15 protein-coding genes are annotated in these 15,027 nt (G+C 61.9%); 12 read left to right on the forward strand and 3 right to left on the reverse strand.

The genetic code is table 11. From position 1 onward, the window contains the following. The first annotated feature begins 95 nt into the window (after nt 1-95). The 10 genes from AP428_RS35940 (at nt 96) to AP428_RS35955 (ending at nt 10,438) form a co-directional block, all read left to right on the forward strand. On the forward strand, nt 96-983 hold the full coding sequence (locus AP428_RS35940; protein ID WP_227745911.1) for a 3-oxoacyl-[acyl-carrier-protein] synthase III C-terminal domain-containing protein: 888 nt from the start codon (nt 96-98) through the stop codon (nt 981-983). Beyond that, entirely contained in the window at nt 980-1,915 is a 936-nt protein-coding gene (locus AP428_RS26055; RefSeq protein WP_054928411.1) for a 3-oxoacyl-[acyl-carrier-protein] synthase III C-terminal domain-containing protein, read from the forward strand. Before AP428_RS35940 ends, AP428_RS26055 begins: the two co-directional genes overlap by 4 nt. A gap of 45 nt (nt 1,916-1,960) precedes the next feature. Beyond that, nucleotides 1,961-3,571: an acyl-CoA ligase (AMP-forming), exosortase A system-associated gene (locus AP428_RS26060; protein WP_054928412.1), complete on the forward strand. Its 1,611-nt coding sequence runs from the start codon at nt 1,961-1,963 to the stop codon at nt 3,569-3,571. Beyond that, nucleotides 3,568-4,776 (forward strand): pyridoxal-dependent decarboxylase, exosortase A system-associated, encoded by a 1,209-nt coding sequence (locus AP428_RS26065; protein ID WP_054928413.1) that lies wholly within the window; start codon nt 3,568-3,570, stop codon nt 4,774-4,776. The genes AP428_RS26060 and AP428_RS26065 overlap by 4 nt, the downstream gene beginning before the upstream one ends. Before the next feature lie 33 nt (nt 4,777-4,809). Next, entirely contained in the window at nt 4,810-5,928 is a 1,119-nt protein-coding gene (locus AP428_RS26070) for an acyl-CoA dehydrogenase family protein (protein ID WP_054928414.1), read from the forward strand. Next, the gene (locus tag AP428_RS35945) at nt 5,925-6,518 is read left to right on the forward strand and encodes a GNAT family N-acetyltransferase (protein WP_082409426.1); all 594 of its coding nucleotides are present in this window, start codon (nt 5,925-5,927) and stop codon (nt 6,516-6,518) included. Before AP428_RS26070 ends, AP428_RS35945 begins: the two co-directional genes overlap by 4 nt. A gap of 44 nt (nt 6,519-6,562) precedes the next feature. Continuing rightward, a complete protein-coding gene (locus tag AP428_RS37535; RefSeq protein ID WP_227745910.1) occupies nt 6,563-7,558 on the forward strand; it encodes a 3-oxoacyl-ACP synthase in 996 nt (331 codons plus the stop codon). Further along, nucleotides 7,552-8,481, forward strand: a complete 930-nt coding sequence (locus AP428_RS26075; protein ID WP_054928415.1) for a 3-oxoacyl-ACP synthase — start codon at nt 7,552-7,554, stop codon at nt 8,479-8,481. The genes AP428_RS37535 and AP428_RS26075 overlap by 7 nt, the downstream gene beginning before the upstream one ends. A gap of 292 nt (nt 8,482-8,773) precedes the next feature. Beyond that, nucleotides 8,774-9,562, forward strand: a complete 789-nt coding sequence (locus AP428_RS26080) for a LuxR family transcriptional regulator (RefSeq protein WP_082409429.1) — start codon at nt 8,774-8,776, stop codon at nt 9,560-9,562. A gap of 252 nt (nt 9,563-9,814) precedes the next feature. Further along, complete coding sequence (locus tag AP428_RS35955) at nt 9,815-10,438, forward strand: acyl-homoserine-lactone synthase (protein ID WP_082409431.1); 624 nt, start codon at nt 9,815-9,817, stop codon at nt 10,436-10,438. 155 nt (nt 10,439-10,593) lie between these two features. Here AP428_RS35955 and AP428_RS35960 read toward each other — a convergent pair whose 3' ends face one another. Continuing rightward, nucleotides 10,594-11,154: a hypothetical protein gene (locus AP428_RS35960; protein ID WP_077178144.1), complete on the reverse strand. Its 561-nt coding sequence runs from the start codon at nt 11,152-11,154 to the stop codon at nt 10,594-10,596. Between the two features lie 332 nt (nt 11,155-11,486). Here AP428_RS35960 and AP428_RS26090 point away from each other — a divergent pair, with 332 nt between their 5' ends. Further along, nucleotides 11,487-11,789: an H-NS histone family protein gene (locus AP428_RS26090; protein ID WP_054928418.1), complete on the forward strand. Its 303-nt coding sequence runs from the start codon at nt 11,487-11,489 to the stop codon at nt 11,787-11,789. Between the two features lie 330 nt (nt 11,790-12,119). Continuing rightward, the gene (locus AP428_RS26095) at nt 12,120-12,986 is read left to right on the forward strand and encodes an ion transporter (protein WP_054928419.1); all 867 of its coding nucleotides are present in this window, start codon (nt 12,120-12,122) and stop codon (nt 12,984-12,986) included. A 316-nt stretch (nt 12,987-13,302) separates the two neighbouring features. Here the strand turns inward: AP428_RS26095 and AP428_RS26100 are convergent, their stop codons facing one another. Both AP428_RS26100 and AP428_RS26105 read right to left on the reverse strand, forming a co-directional pair. Next, the gene (locus tag AP428_RS26100; RefSeq protein WP_011548575.1) at nt 13,303-13,971 is read right to left on the reverse strand and encodes a MarC family protein; all 669 of its coding nucleotides are present in this window, start codon (nt 13,969-13,971) and stop codon (nt 13,303-13,305) included. After that, nucleotides 13,968-14,987: a hypothetical protein gene (locus tag AP428_RS26105; protein WP_011548576.1), complete on the reverse strand. Its 1,020-nt coding sequence runs from the start codon at nt 14,985-14,987 to the stop codon at nt 13,968-13,970. Before AP428_RS26105 ends, AP428_RS26100 begins: the two co-directional genes overlap by 4 nt. Nucleotides 14,988-15,027: the final 40 nt, after the last annotated feature.

Raw genomic sequence — 15,027 nt, forward strand, 5'->3', positions numbered from 1 at the left:
TCGCGACCGCTCAGTACATTCCATTCGCACGCAGCGCGCACCCTACACGCACCGACGTGAGCTCGCCACTGTGGCAATGCCCGCTTGATTCCGTGATGCAAGCGGTCTATAGCGACACACTGCGCTGGCGTAACGAATGTGATCCACAACGCGCTCCAAAGGCGCCTTCGCCGCCTACGCCTTCAGACGAGCTCGTCGTAGCCGAGTCGAATCTTTCACTGTCCGACATGGCACTACGCGCGGCACGCCTGTTGTATGACGGTGCCTCACAACTTCCCCGGCCAGACCAAATCATCGTTTGCTCGACCAGCTTCGAACACGATCTGGCATTGTCCTGTGCGGGACGTTTGCATCACGAGCTCGCATCGCGTCGCCCGCCATTCGCGATCGGGCAGCTTCAGGACGTCTCGTTTGCAACGGCGCTCGATCTGACGCTAGCCATGATGGATGCGGACACCGAGCTCAATACCGTCCTGATTGTCGCGGCCGAGCGCTGGCTTCCGCCCTTTTCTCGGTACGTTGACTTACACACGCGCCTCGCCGATGGAGCCGCTGCCGCTCTCCTCACACGCCATCCGACACCTGGCTGGCGCGTGCGCGGCCTGACCATCTGTACGCCGGCCACGCCCAGCAGCTCCAGCGTCATCGCAACGCCTGTCGATTCCGCCACGCTTATCGGCGCCATCAACAAGGCGCTGGCACGAGCTGCCTGTCAGGCCACACAAATGGACTGGATTGTCCCAGCGAAGACGGATAACCGACTATTGCGCAGTATCCGTGCGCACGATGACTTGCCGCTTGAGCGCATCTGGCTCGCAGATGACACGCCCGGCCACCTTTGCGCAGCACACACACCTGCGCGTATTGATAGCCTCACGCGGGCTGTTTCGCCGCGCGATGGCCAACATCTGCTTGTATGGTCTACGGGATTTCACGGCCAAGTCGCCTGTGCGATTCTTCAATTCTGCGAAGCACCATTATGAGAACGAGTCCCTTCTCACTTTCCGCGGTCGCCCACTGTCTGCCGGCTCAAACCGTACACGTAAATCAGTGGGTCGAACGTTGCGGTCTGTCTGACGCGAGCGCTCGTGCACTGCGCGATCACGGTGTGGGGCAGTTCCACGACGCCGAGGGCGAGTCCCCAGCAAATCTGGCCGTACGTGCTATCACGACACTTTTGCGCGAAACCGTCACACCACGCTCAACAGTCGATGCCCTCATTCACACGCATACGATACAGACGAGCGCGCTCGCGCCACCTGCCAGTACAGCCCATTACATTCAACGCCATTGCGGACTGAACCGGGCATTGACGTTCTCCGTCACGCAGCAGCAGTGCGTGTCTCCGATGGCAGCCATCCGGATACTGCTTGCGCTTGCGGCGCGATACCCCACTATCGAGCGCGCCATCATCGTGTGTGCGGACGTCATTGGTTCGGGCTGCGATCGACTTCGTGCGATTGGGGACCTGGCGCTGCATAGCGACGGCGCATGCGCGTTGCTACTTGAACGAGGGGCCGGACACAACGTCATCGCCAGCTTGCATCTATATACCGATGCGCGCTTCTTTCGCGGGACGGACGACACTTTGCAGCCGATTCCCGACGATCGGTACTACTGGTCGGCCTTTACCACCATGCGCGCAGCTATTCGCCAGGCAAACATCGCACCCGATGACATCGCGCACGTATTGCCTCACCACGTCAATCTACCCGGCTGGGCACGGTTGATGGGAATGCTCACCATTCCCGAGGCGCGGCTATTCATCGCGAATTTTGGCACGGTCGGCCACGCATTCGGTGCGGATCCGTTCATCAATTTCGAGACCTGTCGCAACCAGCAGGCCGGTGAATGGTCGTTGCTTTTTTCTAGTGGTATGGCCGGCTGCTTCGGCGCCCTGGTGATTCGTCATTGACGAACACCGAGCATCTTCCTCAACCCGACGACGCCATTCCACACCATGCGAAACATACTTGACCTCGTGCTGGCAACCGCACATCAGGCACCCGATTCGCACGCGGTCGTATTCGGGGATATCCGCCTGAGCTACCAGGAACTTGCCGAGCGCGCATGTGCACTTGGCGACGCGATCGCCTCGCTCGGCATCGCTCCTGGCGCACGTATCGGCATCTTTCTGGAAAAGCGCATCGAAACCGTCGTGTCGCTGCTGGGTATTGCCGCCGCAGGCTGCGTTTTTGTGCCAATCAATCCGCTGCTCAAACCGCAACAGGTCGCACATATCCTGCACGACTGCGGCGCGATCTGCCTGATTACCAGCGCAACGCGTGCACGCTTGCTAGCCGAGAACGGGCCGCCCGCCCTCACCCATACGATCCTCACAGATGCTCCCGATGACATGGCACCTACATACGACGGGACTGCACGGGTCCATCGTTGGAGCGAGTGCTTCGCTCGGGCGGCTATCGACACGCAACGAAAAGCATCCGATGTCCCGACATCAGGCATTGACACGGACCTCGCGGCCATTCTCTATACATCCGGCTCGACGGGACGACCCAAGGGCGTCATGCTCAGTCACCGCAACCTGCTCGAGGGGGCATGGAGCGTCGCTCATTATCTGAACCATACGCACGCCGATCGAATCCTGGCCGTACTACCGCTTAGCTTCGATGCAGGCCTGAGCCAACTCACGTCGGCCTGGGCAAGCGGCGCCACCGTTGTCCTTGTCAATTACCTCTGCCCACAAGACGTGATAGAGGCCTGCGCGCGTGAGCACATCACCGCGATCACGGGCGTGCCCCCATTGTGGATGCAACTGGCCCATGCTTGCTGGCCCGATGCCGCACGCGCCACGCTGCGCTACTTTGCCAATACCGGTGGCCGCATGCCCAGGGCAGTACTGCAAGGCCTGCGTGCGCTGTTTCCACATGCCAAACCCTACCTCATGTATGGTCTAACCGAGGCGTTCCGCTCGACCTACCTCGACCCCGCCGAAGTCGATCACCGCTCTGACTCGATCGGCAAGGCCGTGCCCAATGCACGCATCTTGGTCGTGCGCCCCGATGGTTCGCCGTGTGCGCCTGACGAACCCGGCGAACTTGTACACGTCGGCGCGTGCGTCACGATGGGCTACTGGGGTGATGCAGCGCGAACCTCTGAACGCTATCGTCCCTCGCCCGAGCATAAACCTGGCGGGGCTGCGCCAGATACCGCAGTCTGGTCTGGGGACCTCGTGCGACGCGATGCGCACGGCTTTCTGTATTTCATTGCGCGCAACGACGCGCAAATCAAGAGTTCCGGCTACCGGATTAGCCCGGAAGAAATCGAGGAAATCATCCACGAAAGTGGTCTTGTTTCCGAAGTCACCGCTGTGGGTGTACCCGATGATGCGCTCGGCGAGACGATCACGCTGGTCGTCGTGCCGGCAGTCACGCCGTTTCTCGCCCGAACGCTGCTGTCGTGGTGCAAGCAACGCCTGCCCAGCTACATGGTGCCGCATCGCATCATCGTTCAGACGGACATCCCGCGCAATGCCAACGGCAAATTCGATCGCGTAGCCTTGCGAGACGCACTCGTGAGCGCGCCGAACAACCAAGCGAGGCCAATATGAATCGATCATTGACCCGCCGCCATGACGTCCTGTTCGCCGACAGTATCGATGTCACACGGCTTGCCAATCGTGCAGGTTCCACACCCTTTTTCGTCTATGCGCGCGCCGCAATCGATGCCCGCGTGTGCCAGTTGCGTGCAAAACTGCCAGCGTCGATACAGTTGCATTACTCGATCAAAGCCAACCCAATGCCTGCTGTCGTACACCATCTGACCACGCGAATCGACGGCTTTGACGTGGCCTCCGGCGCCGAGTTGGCATTGGCACTCAACGCAGGCATGCCGCCTGATCAGATCGGCTTTGCAGGTCCGGGCAAAACACGTGAGGAGCTACGGTGTGCAGTGGCCAGCGGCGTGAACGTGCACATCGAATCGCTCACCCAACTGCATCTGGTGGCAGCCCTTGGCTGGGAGCTGGGCCTGCGCCCGAACGTGACAATTCGCGTGAACCCGGATTTTCAGATAACGCATGCCGGCATGCGCATGGGTGGGGGAGCAACTCAATTCGGCATCGACACCGAACAGGTCCCGGCACTACTGCAAGAACTGGGCACATGTGACCTGACACTGGCGGGCTTTCACGTCTTCTGGGGTTCGCAGTGCCTGCACCCGGCTACCATCGTCGAAGCACAGCGGCGCAGTGCCGAGCTCGTCATGAAGCTCGCATCCGATTTGCCACTGCCGCCCCGGTACGTGAATCTGGGCGGCGGTTTTGGCATTCCCTATTTCGAAGGCGAAGTGCCGCTCGATCTCGATGCCGTCGCCCAGCCAATGCACACCTGGCTCTCGCGCATGCAACGCGCTTTGCCCGGTGTGCGCCCCGTGCTCGAATTCGGGCGCTACCTGGTCGGCGAGGCCGGTGCCTATGTATGCCGCGTCATCGATCGAAAAGTTTCACGCGGCACCACCTTCCTTGTCACCGACGGCGGCCTGCACCACCACCTCGCGGCCTCGGGCAACTTCGGGCAGATACTGCGCCGCAATTTCCCCGTGGTACTCGGCAATCGGCTCGGCGATACACCAACTGAGCGATTTCACATCGTCGGCTGCTCGTGCACTCCGCTTGATCGCATCGTCGACGACGTGCTGCTCCCCAAAGCTCAGATTGGTGACTTCGTTGTCGTTCTGCAATCGGGTGCCTACGCGCGCTCGGCAAGTCCCAGGGATTTCCTCAGCCATCCCGAAGCAATCGAGATGCTCGTCTGACACCGATGACTCACACCCAATACGGAGAGAGCCATGATGCGCAACCCTATACCATCATCGTCCGATCTGGTGCCGCCGACATGGGCCATATCTGACGATCAGCGCGCACTCGTCACCGCCTGCCAACGCTTCGCTCGAGACCAGCTCGAGCCTTTGCTCGCTGCTCCGCCGTCGCAAGCGGGCTGGCGCGATATCGTCACGCATGCAAGCTCGCTGGATCTGGGAACCATGATTTTGCCGACGGCCCTGGGCGGTATGGCTATTGGCCAGCACGATCTGTGCGGTATTGTAAGCACGTTGGCCTGTGGCCCGATTGAACGCGCCGCGCAACTCACTCAGAGCATTCCGGCGCTCATGACGCTGCGCGCATACGACATGCTCGATGCGCTCGCGCCTCATCCCATCGGTGACTACTTTAACGGCACGTGCGCGATCGCGCTTACGGTGCCGGATTTTCACGCCGCCACGCTCTGGCATCTGCACGATCAAGATTGCGCGCTCGTTGCAACGCTGATGCTCGCACCGCACGCCCGCGGTCTCGCCCTCATCGACTCGGCCCACGGGGATGCTGAGGCATGCCGCCGCCGCCTCGTTGTGCTTGGCGCTCTTTCTCTTGAGCAATGGCGCTGCAACGGCACACTGTGTGCCGCCCCACTCGCCTCGATCGATCAGTGTGGCGCGCAAAGTGATTCTCCGTCCCAGATATGGCTCACCAACATCGCCCTGTACGTGTCGGCCTTGCTCAGCGGCGCCATGCAGCACGACGTTGCATTTGCACTGCGCTACGGAGCCGAGCGACGCGCATTTCGCAAGCCGATCATGCTGCATCAGCGCGTGGCCACGCGGCTGGCCGACATGCTCATTGCAACGCAAGGCACGCATCTCTTCTTGCGTGCGCTCACGCTTGCCGAGCCGAACATATCAACCGCACTCGTGCGCCAGCTGGTCCGTCACATTGCAGCCGAATCCATGGAGCTCACCCATGAGCTAGTTCAACTTTGCGGCGCACACGGCTATGTCTCAGGGTTACCGCCCGCGGCGCGCCTGACGACATGTCATTGGTTCGCGATGTTGCTCATGCGTGTCGATACGGCGCTCGCTCAGCTCACGGATCGACATACGTCCGACTCCAACAGCGGCGCATCGACATGAATGCGCACCAATGCTCCCGCCATCGCCGCGCGTGCGAACCCCATTCGGTTAGATCCGCGACGTCGCCACGTGAGTGCTGGCTGCGCGAAGCAAATTGTGACGATATGCGCGATATCGCCGATTGGCTTGCGCGTCCGGCCATTGCGCAGTGGTTTGACTTTGGCCTCGGTCGACAATCGCTTTCCTTACTGGCGGTCCAGGCGATGGCGCAAAGTGATCGACATCGGCTACGCGTATTTGGCGTACGCGGCACGAACCGCCCAAGCGGACTGGTCGCGATCAGCGATGTTACTCACCGGTTTGGTCTCGGCTCCTTCTGGGTGCTGCGCGACCCCACTCGCGCCGCATGCGCGAACATAACACTCGCAGCTTCGGGACAGGTGCTTCGAGAAGGTTTCGAGCGCGATAAACTGCATTGCATTAGCGCGTGGGCGGCGCAACGCAATATTCGATCACAGCGACTGCTCGCACGTTTGGGGTTTCGCCTTATCGGTTTGCAACGCGATTGCCATGTCATCGACGGCCAACGCATGGGACGTCTGCTCTACGACCTGCTCCCGCAGGACCTAAGCTTTCCGACGCCAATATGATGCCCCCGGTCGTCACCGCACTATGCTCCTACGTGCCGCCCGTCGTGAAGCTCGACGAACAGGTATCGGCCATGGAGCCCACCACGACGAGGCCGCTTACCGGCTGGGATGCATGGATGGCCTTGTGGCGCACCGAATGCACACCGTTCGGGCCGACAGCAATGCCTCGTATCGGTCCGAGGGAGAGGTCCCTGCGTGCGCCGATCGCCCACACCACCGATCTGTCTGGGCTTGCGGCATATGTCACGCGGGCGATCTGTGCCGCTCGGCCTCGCGCTGCCGCCTCGGTTGACGTCGTCATTTTTTGCCACAGCAGTGTTGACGAACATATCTCGACAACAACCGCGGGGCGTCTGGCAAGCGTTGTAGGCGCCCCGCGCAGCCCGTGTTTTTCGTTCTCGATCTCGCAGCAGGGCAGCACTGCCCCATTCACGGCCTTACGACTGGCGCAGGACCTGTTCGTCGCCGAACGCGACCTACGTACGATCCTGATTGCTGCCGCAGAGAAGTGGGTGGCACCGTTTTCTCGCCACACTGGAACGGGCCCACTGCAAGGGGACGCAGCCGCCGCCCTCCTTCTGGAACGCTTTGGTGCGAGCACGCGCGGCTTGCGCCTCATCGACGCTCAAACCCATCCTTGTCCGGCACCAAGCGGCGACTCGCCGCATCGCCACGCGCATCCTGACCCACGTCTACTTCAAACGATGCTGCAATTGATCGCCACGCTGCTCGAAAAACACGCGATTGCCCCGTGCGACGTCATCGCCGTCGGACAATGCCACACGCATGCGCTTGCAGCTGCACTGCAGCAGGAACTCGGCATCGCCTCGCTTGCAGGCGTGCACACGCACGATGCGAATCTCGGTGCAGCGGATTCAATCGAACAATTGACGAGCATGGCCCAGACGCATACCTTCCCATCACAGCACACCGTCTTGCTATGGAATATCGCATCATGCGGCTACGTAGGCTGCGCGCTACTCGACGCACATAGTGCGCCTTTGCTCGCGCGCTCCCTTGGCGCGAACTCCTCATGGTAGACACCACAATCGGCATCCCGTGTGTCGCCTACCATCTTCCGGAACATGTCGACTCCGTTCGCCACTGGGCACGTCGCACCGGCCAACCCGCTGCTGTAGTGGCAAAGCTCGAGCAGGCCGGCGTACGCAATTTTCACGTGGCACGCGGGCAAAGTGCCTTCAGCCTCGCGATCGAAGCGGTCGACTCGCTGCTGCGCAATGCACCAGTCACCCGCGAGTCAATCGACTGCCTGGTCTACACTCACACGCTGCAGGGCAGCATCACGCCGCCGCCGGTATCTTTGCCGCGGCAGCTATGCGAGCATTTTCGCCTTGTAGGTGTCCCGTCGTTCTCGTTTGCCCAGCAACACTGCGCGTCCTCGCTCGGTGCGTTGCGCATCATTCGTGCAATGTTCATCGCACATCCCGCCCTCCATCGCATACTGCTCGTCGGGGCGGACGTGATGCCTATGGAGACCGAACGCGCGATGGGTGCGTCAGGGCTGCTGGGTGACGGCGCGTTCGCCGCGTTGGTCGAGCGCCATGCGCGCGCCAATCGCCTCGTCGCACTGACCACGCATGCGAGCGGTCGCGGCTGGCGCGGAATGCTCGGGCAGATCGAAGCGAGTTTCCTTGCGCAGTACCAGCTCGTCGCGCGAAAACTCATCGCGCAAGTCGCCCACGATGCACACATTGCGCTCGCCGAGCTCGATCGCATCTTGCCACCTCATCTGGATCAGCCTGGGTGGCGGCGTCTCGTCCAATCGATGGGTCTGCCACCCGAGCGCCTTTTCGCGCACAATTTTTCCCGTATCGCACACGTTACCGTAAGCGACCCGTTTATCAACCTGGCTGACTGCGGCCCAATCGCGCAAGGCGCCCCCTTGGTGCTCTATGCGCAGGGCGTAGGGGGATTTTCAGCTGCCGCATTGCTGATTCATTAGATGCGCACACTCCACACCCGGTCGCCCGTGGAAGCCCATGGCCTCATGCCATGCAGCCGCGGATCGACGTGATATACGTGAGTGCGCGGGTCGATGTATCAAAACATTACATTTTTATGGCTGTGATACGGCTGCAAGCGACTACACTTGCTTTTTGCATGGCGATCAATTGGTCAATAGCAGAACATGCGCCACCTGCAATCGCCACGCATTGTGCTGCTTCAATCCCAAACGACGCACGTCCGGCCACCGCGCCGCGCACCAGTGCGCGAAGTTCCTCCGAGGGCCTCCAGTGGATCGAGTCTGTCAACGCGGCGCGGGTGACACGCCCACCGTACCGCAGCCTTTAACATCAGGCCTGGCCGGCCGATGGGTACCGCTGGCCACCGCCTTTCTCAATACCGTGGACCTGTCGTCTTTGCTGAAGTTGTTCGGTGACGTGTCCGCTTCGTTGGGCTTCCCACGCTTTGCCATCAGCCGAGTCTCACGAAGACACACGGGAAACGGCCGCTCGATGGCGGTCGAGACGCTTTGCGCACGCTATCCGGATCATTGGGTCGCCCATTACGCGCAACGAGACTACGGTCCGGTCGATCCGGTCCATCGGATGGCGTTTGCCCGTGCCACACCCTATCGATGGGCCGACATCAGAGGCTTGAATCGCATCGAGCAACGCGTGCTCGGTGAGGCACGCGACGCGGGATTAACCAGTGGCGTGAGTATCCCGCTTCGCGAGACCAACGGTGACATCCTGCTGGTGAATCTCGCCAGTCCGTCGCCGGAGATCAAGACAGAAGTCCACATGCGCCTCGCGAGCTCAATTGGCGCGCTCTTTCATCAAGAGCTCCATCGATTGATGAAGCCCCATCGGCCTGAGCCGGCGATTGAACTCTCCCCGCGCCAACAAGAGTGCCTTGCGTGGGTTGCCCGGGGTAAATCGTCATGGGCGATCGCCTCCATTGTTGGCATATCGCCCCATACCGTTGACTACCATATCGCCGAAGCGATGAAGATTCTGGGCATCAACAGTCGAACCGCGGCAGCTGTGCATGCCGTCACAACCGGTTTGATCCAGGTGTAAGCGGCCAGCAGGACCGTCTGCGGCAGTTCCTGCCGGCCACCCGACCATCGACCGGCCTCATTGTGGACTCGTGGCGCCATCAGCACATTCGAGCTTACCCGCGCGTGCCCGCACAATCGCATGCATCGCGATGGCGACTCGCTACGGGCGTCCTGTCAACTTCATCGGCGCCGCACCTCCCCACCTAACTAGTTCCCCTCACCTCACGCGCTTGATAGCGTGGCATCGGCTATTTTGTTTGAGGGGAAAATCGTGCCATCCATCTTCGCTGGCAGTTTCGACGACATGCCAACTATGATGCATCGCCGCCTCGGCGTGTTCCGCTACGACGTATTTGTAGGTCGACTGGGTTGGCAGTTACCCGGAGCGGACGCGACGAGCCTGACCGAATGGGATCAATTTGATCGGGGTCGTACGATTCACGTCGTCTCGGTCGATCAGGCTCAGCACATTTGCGGGTGTGCACGATTGATACCGACCACACAGCCGTATTTGCTCCAGACACTGTGCGCGCCTTCAGCGGCTCTAGACTTGCCATGCGCACCCACGGTCTGGGAACTGTCGCGGTTTGCCGCCCGCTGCGGGGCAAACCCGATCATGCGCGCATCAACTGGAATGCAGCTGTTTCCTTCGATTCTCGCAATCGCCGCGTCACTGGGCGCCACATGCGTCATCGGTGCCATGACACGTGCCGTGGCACGACTTTACCAGCGTTGCGGTCTGGCGCTCCAAGTCGTCAACACTGTCGAAACCGCAGGTCGTCCAGCTTACCTGATTGGCGCAATCGAACTCACGCGATCGACGTTCACGAATCTGGGGTGCAACGCGCACGAGCTTTTGGCCGCCGTGACATGGCTCGGCGCCCATCCCACGTGAGTCGCACTTTCGATGTCCGTGCCCCCGCCCGATACCAGCGGTCATTGAAAGGCCGCTGGCCGGTGTCAAACACCGTTTCCGACCAGAAACTGGCGGCATCTCGGCGAGATTGCGCGCCGCGCCGGGTTTGAACACACTCGCCCGGCGCGAACGCGCTACATGCGCGGGCCCGCGCGATGATGTCGGCGATCGGTGTCTTTCACCCAGTCCGGCCGAATCGCAGATGCATAAGCCTGAGCACTGCGTGACGCTTCGCCGTTGGCCTGAGCAGAAAACCCAAGTCGCTCGTCGATGGCACGCGCCACGGTCGACGATTTGGGCAGGCGTCGAGGATCACAATCGGCCCAAAACGTGAACATGCTCTCGAACAACACGCCCAAGATCGTTGTCGTATAAGGCAATTCGACCGTGACAAGCTTGCCGGGCGAATCAGCTTGAAGGGGCAAACCAGACATTGGCATTGTGGTTCCGCCCATGCCCGTGCACACCGCGTGAAGCTCGCGTTGCAATCGCGCCTCGACATCGCAATGGCTGACGGAAGAATCGACAATTGCACGGGTCAAGTTAGCCAGTTCCTGGGTTTTCAGCTCAAGGCGATTGTGCAATCGACCGACTTCCTGTTCTGCTCGCCGCACGCGCGCTTGCAGCGCCGAGCATTCGTCGGGCGACAGCGAACACTGCTCGTTCGTATAGTCAGCCTTCTCGGGGCGTTCCATGCGTCCACCTCTTCATGACCATGATCACCTCGGCACTGAGCCTCAACGGGATCAACCTACTCAAAAGCGGTAACACCGCGCGCAAAAACCAGCTCAATCGCTACGCAATCGATTTGCGATGTCGCCGCATATCGTTCGCCGGCCAGCCGATGCAGTGTTTGCTGCGGAACGACGCATCGTCAACTACGAGACTATGGAGGTCAGAAGCGTGAGATTTTCCGCGACAATTCATTTGAACGCACGCACCCTCGCTTTCGCGAGCCGGTTTAATCGGTCGTACGCGCCGATCTTTTCCAGTTTCGACGCGAGCTCATCCGATAGGAGTCGATTCGATGCCAACGTATCTCGAATTGAAGGCGCAAGCTGAACAGCTCAGACAACAAGCAGAACAGGCCCGCCTGGCTGAGCTTGACATCGTTCTCGCGGAAGTTCGCGCGCGTGTGGCCGAATACGCGCTGACCCCCGAGCAGGTCTTTGGGCGTCGGCGCAGCGCCTCCGCCCCGCAGGTCGGCCAAGGTCGTATCCCGGCCCGGTATCGCGATCCCAAAACCGGCGCGACGTGGAGTGGCCGCGGTCGCGAACCCGGCTGGATCAAGGGGAAAAAACGCGAGCGATTCCTGATCGAACAGGTCTAGAGGGACACCGCGTGGTTTTCCGTCCCGTCTCATGTCGTGCGCGCAGGGCATATCAGTTGCATTGAGCGGGCACAGCACACAACGTCTCGGGACTACGCTCAACGAGCACTGATACGGCTCGGTGCAAATCTGCGAAGCTCATGCGTTAAGACTTAGAACGGCACCGATAGTCTGAGCGGCACCAACTCGGGACGCACCATTGCGTCAACGTTGATGGTTTCCGGCGCATCCCTGGAAACAGGGCACGAAAGAAGATCGGGGCCGGCTCATACAGCTCATATCGGACAGGTCCGATTGGCCCGGCGAGATGCCGTCCGTACACTGCGGCACATGATTTCACTGATCCAGTCCTCCTTCGATACGGCGCGCAATGCCCTCGCGCATGTCGCGCGCCGCCCTGCTTTCCTGCGCAAGCTCGACATCGCGGTGCTCGCGCTCATTGTCGCGAGCGTGCTCGTCGTGATGGCCGACAGCGTGCAGACGCTGCACGCGCAATACGGCCATGCGCTCTACGCGGCCGAATGGGCGTTCACGCTGCTGTTTTCCGCCGAGTATCTGCTGCGCCTCTGCACCGCGAAGAAGCCGGTCGCGTATGCGCGCAGCTTCTTTGGCATCGTCGATCTCGTGTCGGTGCTGCCGACCTATCTCGCGTTCTTCTTCCCCGGCCTGCATGCGCTGATCGACGTGCGGCTGCTGCGTCTGCTGCGCGTGTTCCGCATCCTCGGGCTGTCGATCTATCTCGAGGAAGGGCAGATGCTGATCCGTGCGCTCACGCGCGCGCGGCGCAAGATCTTCGTGTTCATCGGCGGGATGTTCGTGCTCGTCGTGATTCTCGGCACCGTGATCTTTCTGGTCGAAGGGCCCGAGCACGGGATCACGAGCATTCCGGTGGGCGTCTACTGGGCGGCCGTGACGATGAGCACGACCGGCTACGGCAACCTGACGCCCGTCACGCCGCTCGGCCGGTTGATCACGTCGTGCGCGATCCTGCTCGGCTACGGGATCATCGCGTTTCCGACCGGGATCATGGGCGCCGAACTCGTTGCCTCGGCGATGGAGCGCGCCAGGGCGAACACGCGGCCAAGCGACGGCAACGGGCCGTGCTGCCCGCACTGCGGCGTCGCGCTTCCCGCGCAACGTGCGCCGGACACCCATGCGCACCGCAGCGTGCCCGCCAAAGGCCGCCACGCGCGATAGCCGCGGCAAGAATCAGCCCTGTCCCGAGTAGCTTCCGTCGTCGCTGGCGTAATGCGACGGGCAGCATCGGCAAGATCTCCCGGACACGCACGAACGTCTTGATTGCCTCTCGGAACAAATCAGCCTTGTCCATTCCGGGTTCGGCTACCTGGGGGGTTTTCGTATCAAGATCGTCGTCAATCGCTTGTCACGCTGGTTCGCATGGCGGCCCCTGATCGGATTTGACGCACGAACACACCGACCTCAGCAACAATCGCCTCGAGAAATTCATGCTCCCACGCGGTTCAGACGCGTGATCGGCCGTTGCCGGGATCCCTCACCCCGCGTGCCCGCCCAGCATCTGCGCGAATGCCGCCAATCCCGTCAGCATGATCTGCACGCCCACGCACAGCAGCAGGAACGCGGAGACGCGCATCGCGACCTTCGTCCCTTCGCTGCCGAGATAGCGCGCCAGCGTCGTCGCACGGCTGTAGATCTGCCAGATCGCGAACGCGACCAGCGCCGCGACCGCCACCGAGATCACGCCGGACAGCACATAATCCTTCACGCCGTGCGAACGGTTCGCATGCAGCGCGATACCGGCCGCGATCGAGCCGGGGCCGATCGTGAGCGGCACCGTCATCGGAAAAAACGCGCGCGACATCAGATTCGGGAAATCGCTGCCCTGCGCCATCGACGCGTCGGTCGAGACATCCGGCACATTCAGCATCGACCAGCCGGCCACGGCCACCGCGAAGCCGCCGCCGATTCGCAACGCTTCCATCGAGATGCCGAAGAAGTTCAGCACCGGCGCGCCGACGAAGAAGATCACGAGCAGCGTGAAGAAAACGTTTCGCCCGAGCTTTTTCGACAGCAGCGCGCGTTCGGGCTCGGTCAGCGACTGCGTGCGCTCGAGAAACACGAATGCCATCCCGAACGGATTGATGATGCCGACGAGACCCATGAAGCCGAACAGGATTTCGGGGATCAGGCGGTCGAACGTCATTGCGTACCTGCGCTTCCGGCTTCGACGAGACGGGTGTGACTCGGCAACGCCACCTGCAGATCCGTGCCCGGCGACACGTCGGCCGATGCCGCACGCGCCGGCTCGCGCGTTTCGGCGAGCCATTGCTTGAACTCCGAGGCGGTCATGCCGACGGCGGCATGAGCCGGCCGCGACGCGGCCGACGATGCGTCGTCCTGACGCTCGGCATGCGTGCGCGATGCCGCGCCCGACGCGGGAGCCGCCGCGGCGAGACGCTCGCGAGCGGTTTCCGGGCGCACCGATTTCCTGCGCGCCGTGCTCGCGGATTTCCGCTCGGAAGGCGTCCCGGCCGATGCACCCGGCATCGGCGCGGCTTCATCGCGTGCGGCCGCCCGTACGCCGATTGCCGTGGCAGCCGCCGCGGCTGCAGTGCCCGACGCGTCGTCCGGGTCAGCGGGCACGATCACGGATGCCGTCTCGCTCCGGGCCGGCGTCGTCGCGATCGCCGCCTGATAAACGGTGTTTCGCGCCGGGGCGCGCCTGCCGCCATGAAACGCGTGCGCGCCCGCCAGGCCCACGGAACCCAGTATGAGACCGGCCACCAGCGTCAGCACCGTCGGCTGCCATCCCCGGCGTGCCAGACGCGGCTTCACCCACGGCTTGTTGTCCGAACCGAAATCCGCCGCGCGCACGGCGGCGGGCACCGGCGCCTCGCGCGTGCCGCTCAGGTCGAACACGCCCGGCTTCGGCTGCTTGCTTGTGACGAACGGCCTGCGGCGGCGCCCGAACGGCGGCGGCAGATCTGAAAAAGGCCGCGCGAGCGGCAACGCGAAGCGTCCTTCGATGTCTTGCATGCCCATGATGTCGACGACGGATCGCCCGACATCCGCCGCGCCAATCCGTGCTCCCGTGAGTAAATTTGATTGGCTTCGAGTATCGCCGTAGGGGATATCCCGAGTAAATCGGACTGGGCTTATTCGAGCGGCAACGATGCGCGTCAACGCAATTTCGTTTCCGGCCCTTTCACGATGCGCCATCGCACGTTCCGGCCGGATACCGATGCGCGGCCACACAGCT

It is taken from the genome of Burkholderia sp. E168m22 (assembly GCF_001319805.1).
In the GTDB taxonomy this organism is placed as follows: Bacteria; Pseudomonadota; Gammaproteobacteria; order Burkholderiales; family Burkholderiaceae; genus Burkholderia; species Burkholderia orbicola.

Bases quoted from the DNA above. Each gene is read 5' to 3' on its own strand.
- AP428_RS35940 (WP_227745911.1), top strand. From the start codon at position 96: ATGCAAGCGGTCTATAGCGACACACTGCGCTGGCGTAACGAATGTGAT.
- AP428_RS26055 (WP_054928411.1), top strand. From the start codon at position 980: ATGAGAACGAGTCCCTTCTCACTTTCCGCGGTCGCCCACTGTCTGCCG.
- AP428_RS26060 (WP_054928412.1), top strand. From the start codon at position 1,961: ATGCGAAACATACTTGACCTCGTGCTGGCAACCGCACATCAGGCACCC.
- AP428_RS26065 (WP_054928413.1), top strand. From the start codon at position 3,568: ATGAATCGATCATTGACCCGCCGCCATGACGTCCTGTTCGCCGACAGT.
- AP428_RS26070 (WP_054928414.1), top strand. From the start codon at position 4,810: ATGATGCGCAACCCTATACCATCATCGTCCGATCTGGTGCCGCCGACA.
- AP428_RS35945 (WP_082409426.1), top strand. From the start codon at position 5,925: ATGAATGCGCACCAATGCTCCCGCCATCGCCGCGCGTGCGAACCCCAT.
- AP428_RS26075 (WP_054928415.1), top strand. From the start codon at position 7,552: ATGGTAGACACCACAATCGGCATCCCGTGTGTCGCCTACCATCTTCCG.
- AP428_RS35960 (WP_077178144.1), bottom strand. From the start codon at position 11,154: ATGGAACGCCCCGAGAAGGCTGACTATACGAACGAGCAGTGTTCGCTG.
- AP428_RS26090 (WP_054928418.1), top strand. From the start codon at position 11,487: ATGCCAACGTATCTCGAATTGAAGGCGCAAGCTGAACAGCTCAGACAA.
- AP428_RS26095 (WP_054928419.1), top strand. From the start codon at position 12,120: ATGATTTCACTGATCCAGTCCTCCTTCGATACGGCGCGCAATGCCCTC.
- AP428_RS26100 (WP_011548575.1), bottom strand. From the start codon at position 13,971: ATGACGTTCGACCGCCTGATCCCCGAAATCCTGTTCGGCTTCATGGGT.
- AP428_RS26105 (WP_011548576.1), bottom strand. From the start codon at position 14,987: ATGGCGCATCGTGAAAGGGCCGGAAACGAAATTGCGTTGACGCGCATC.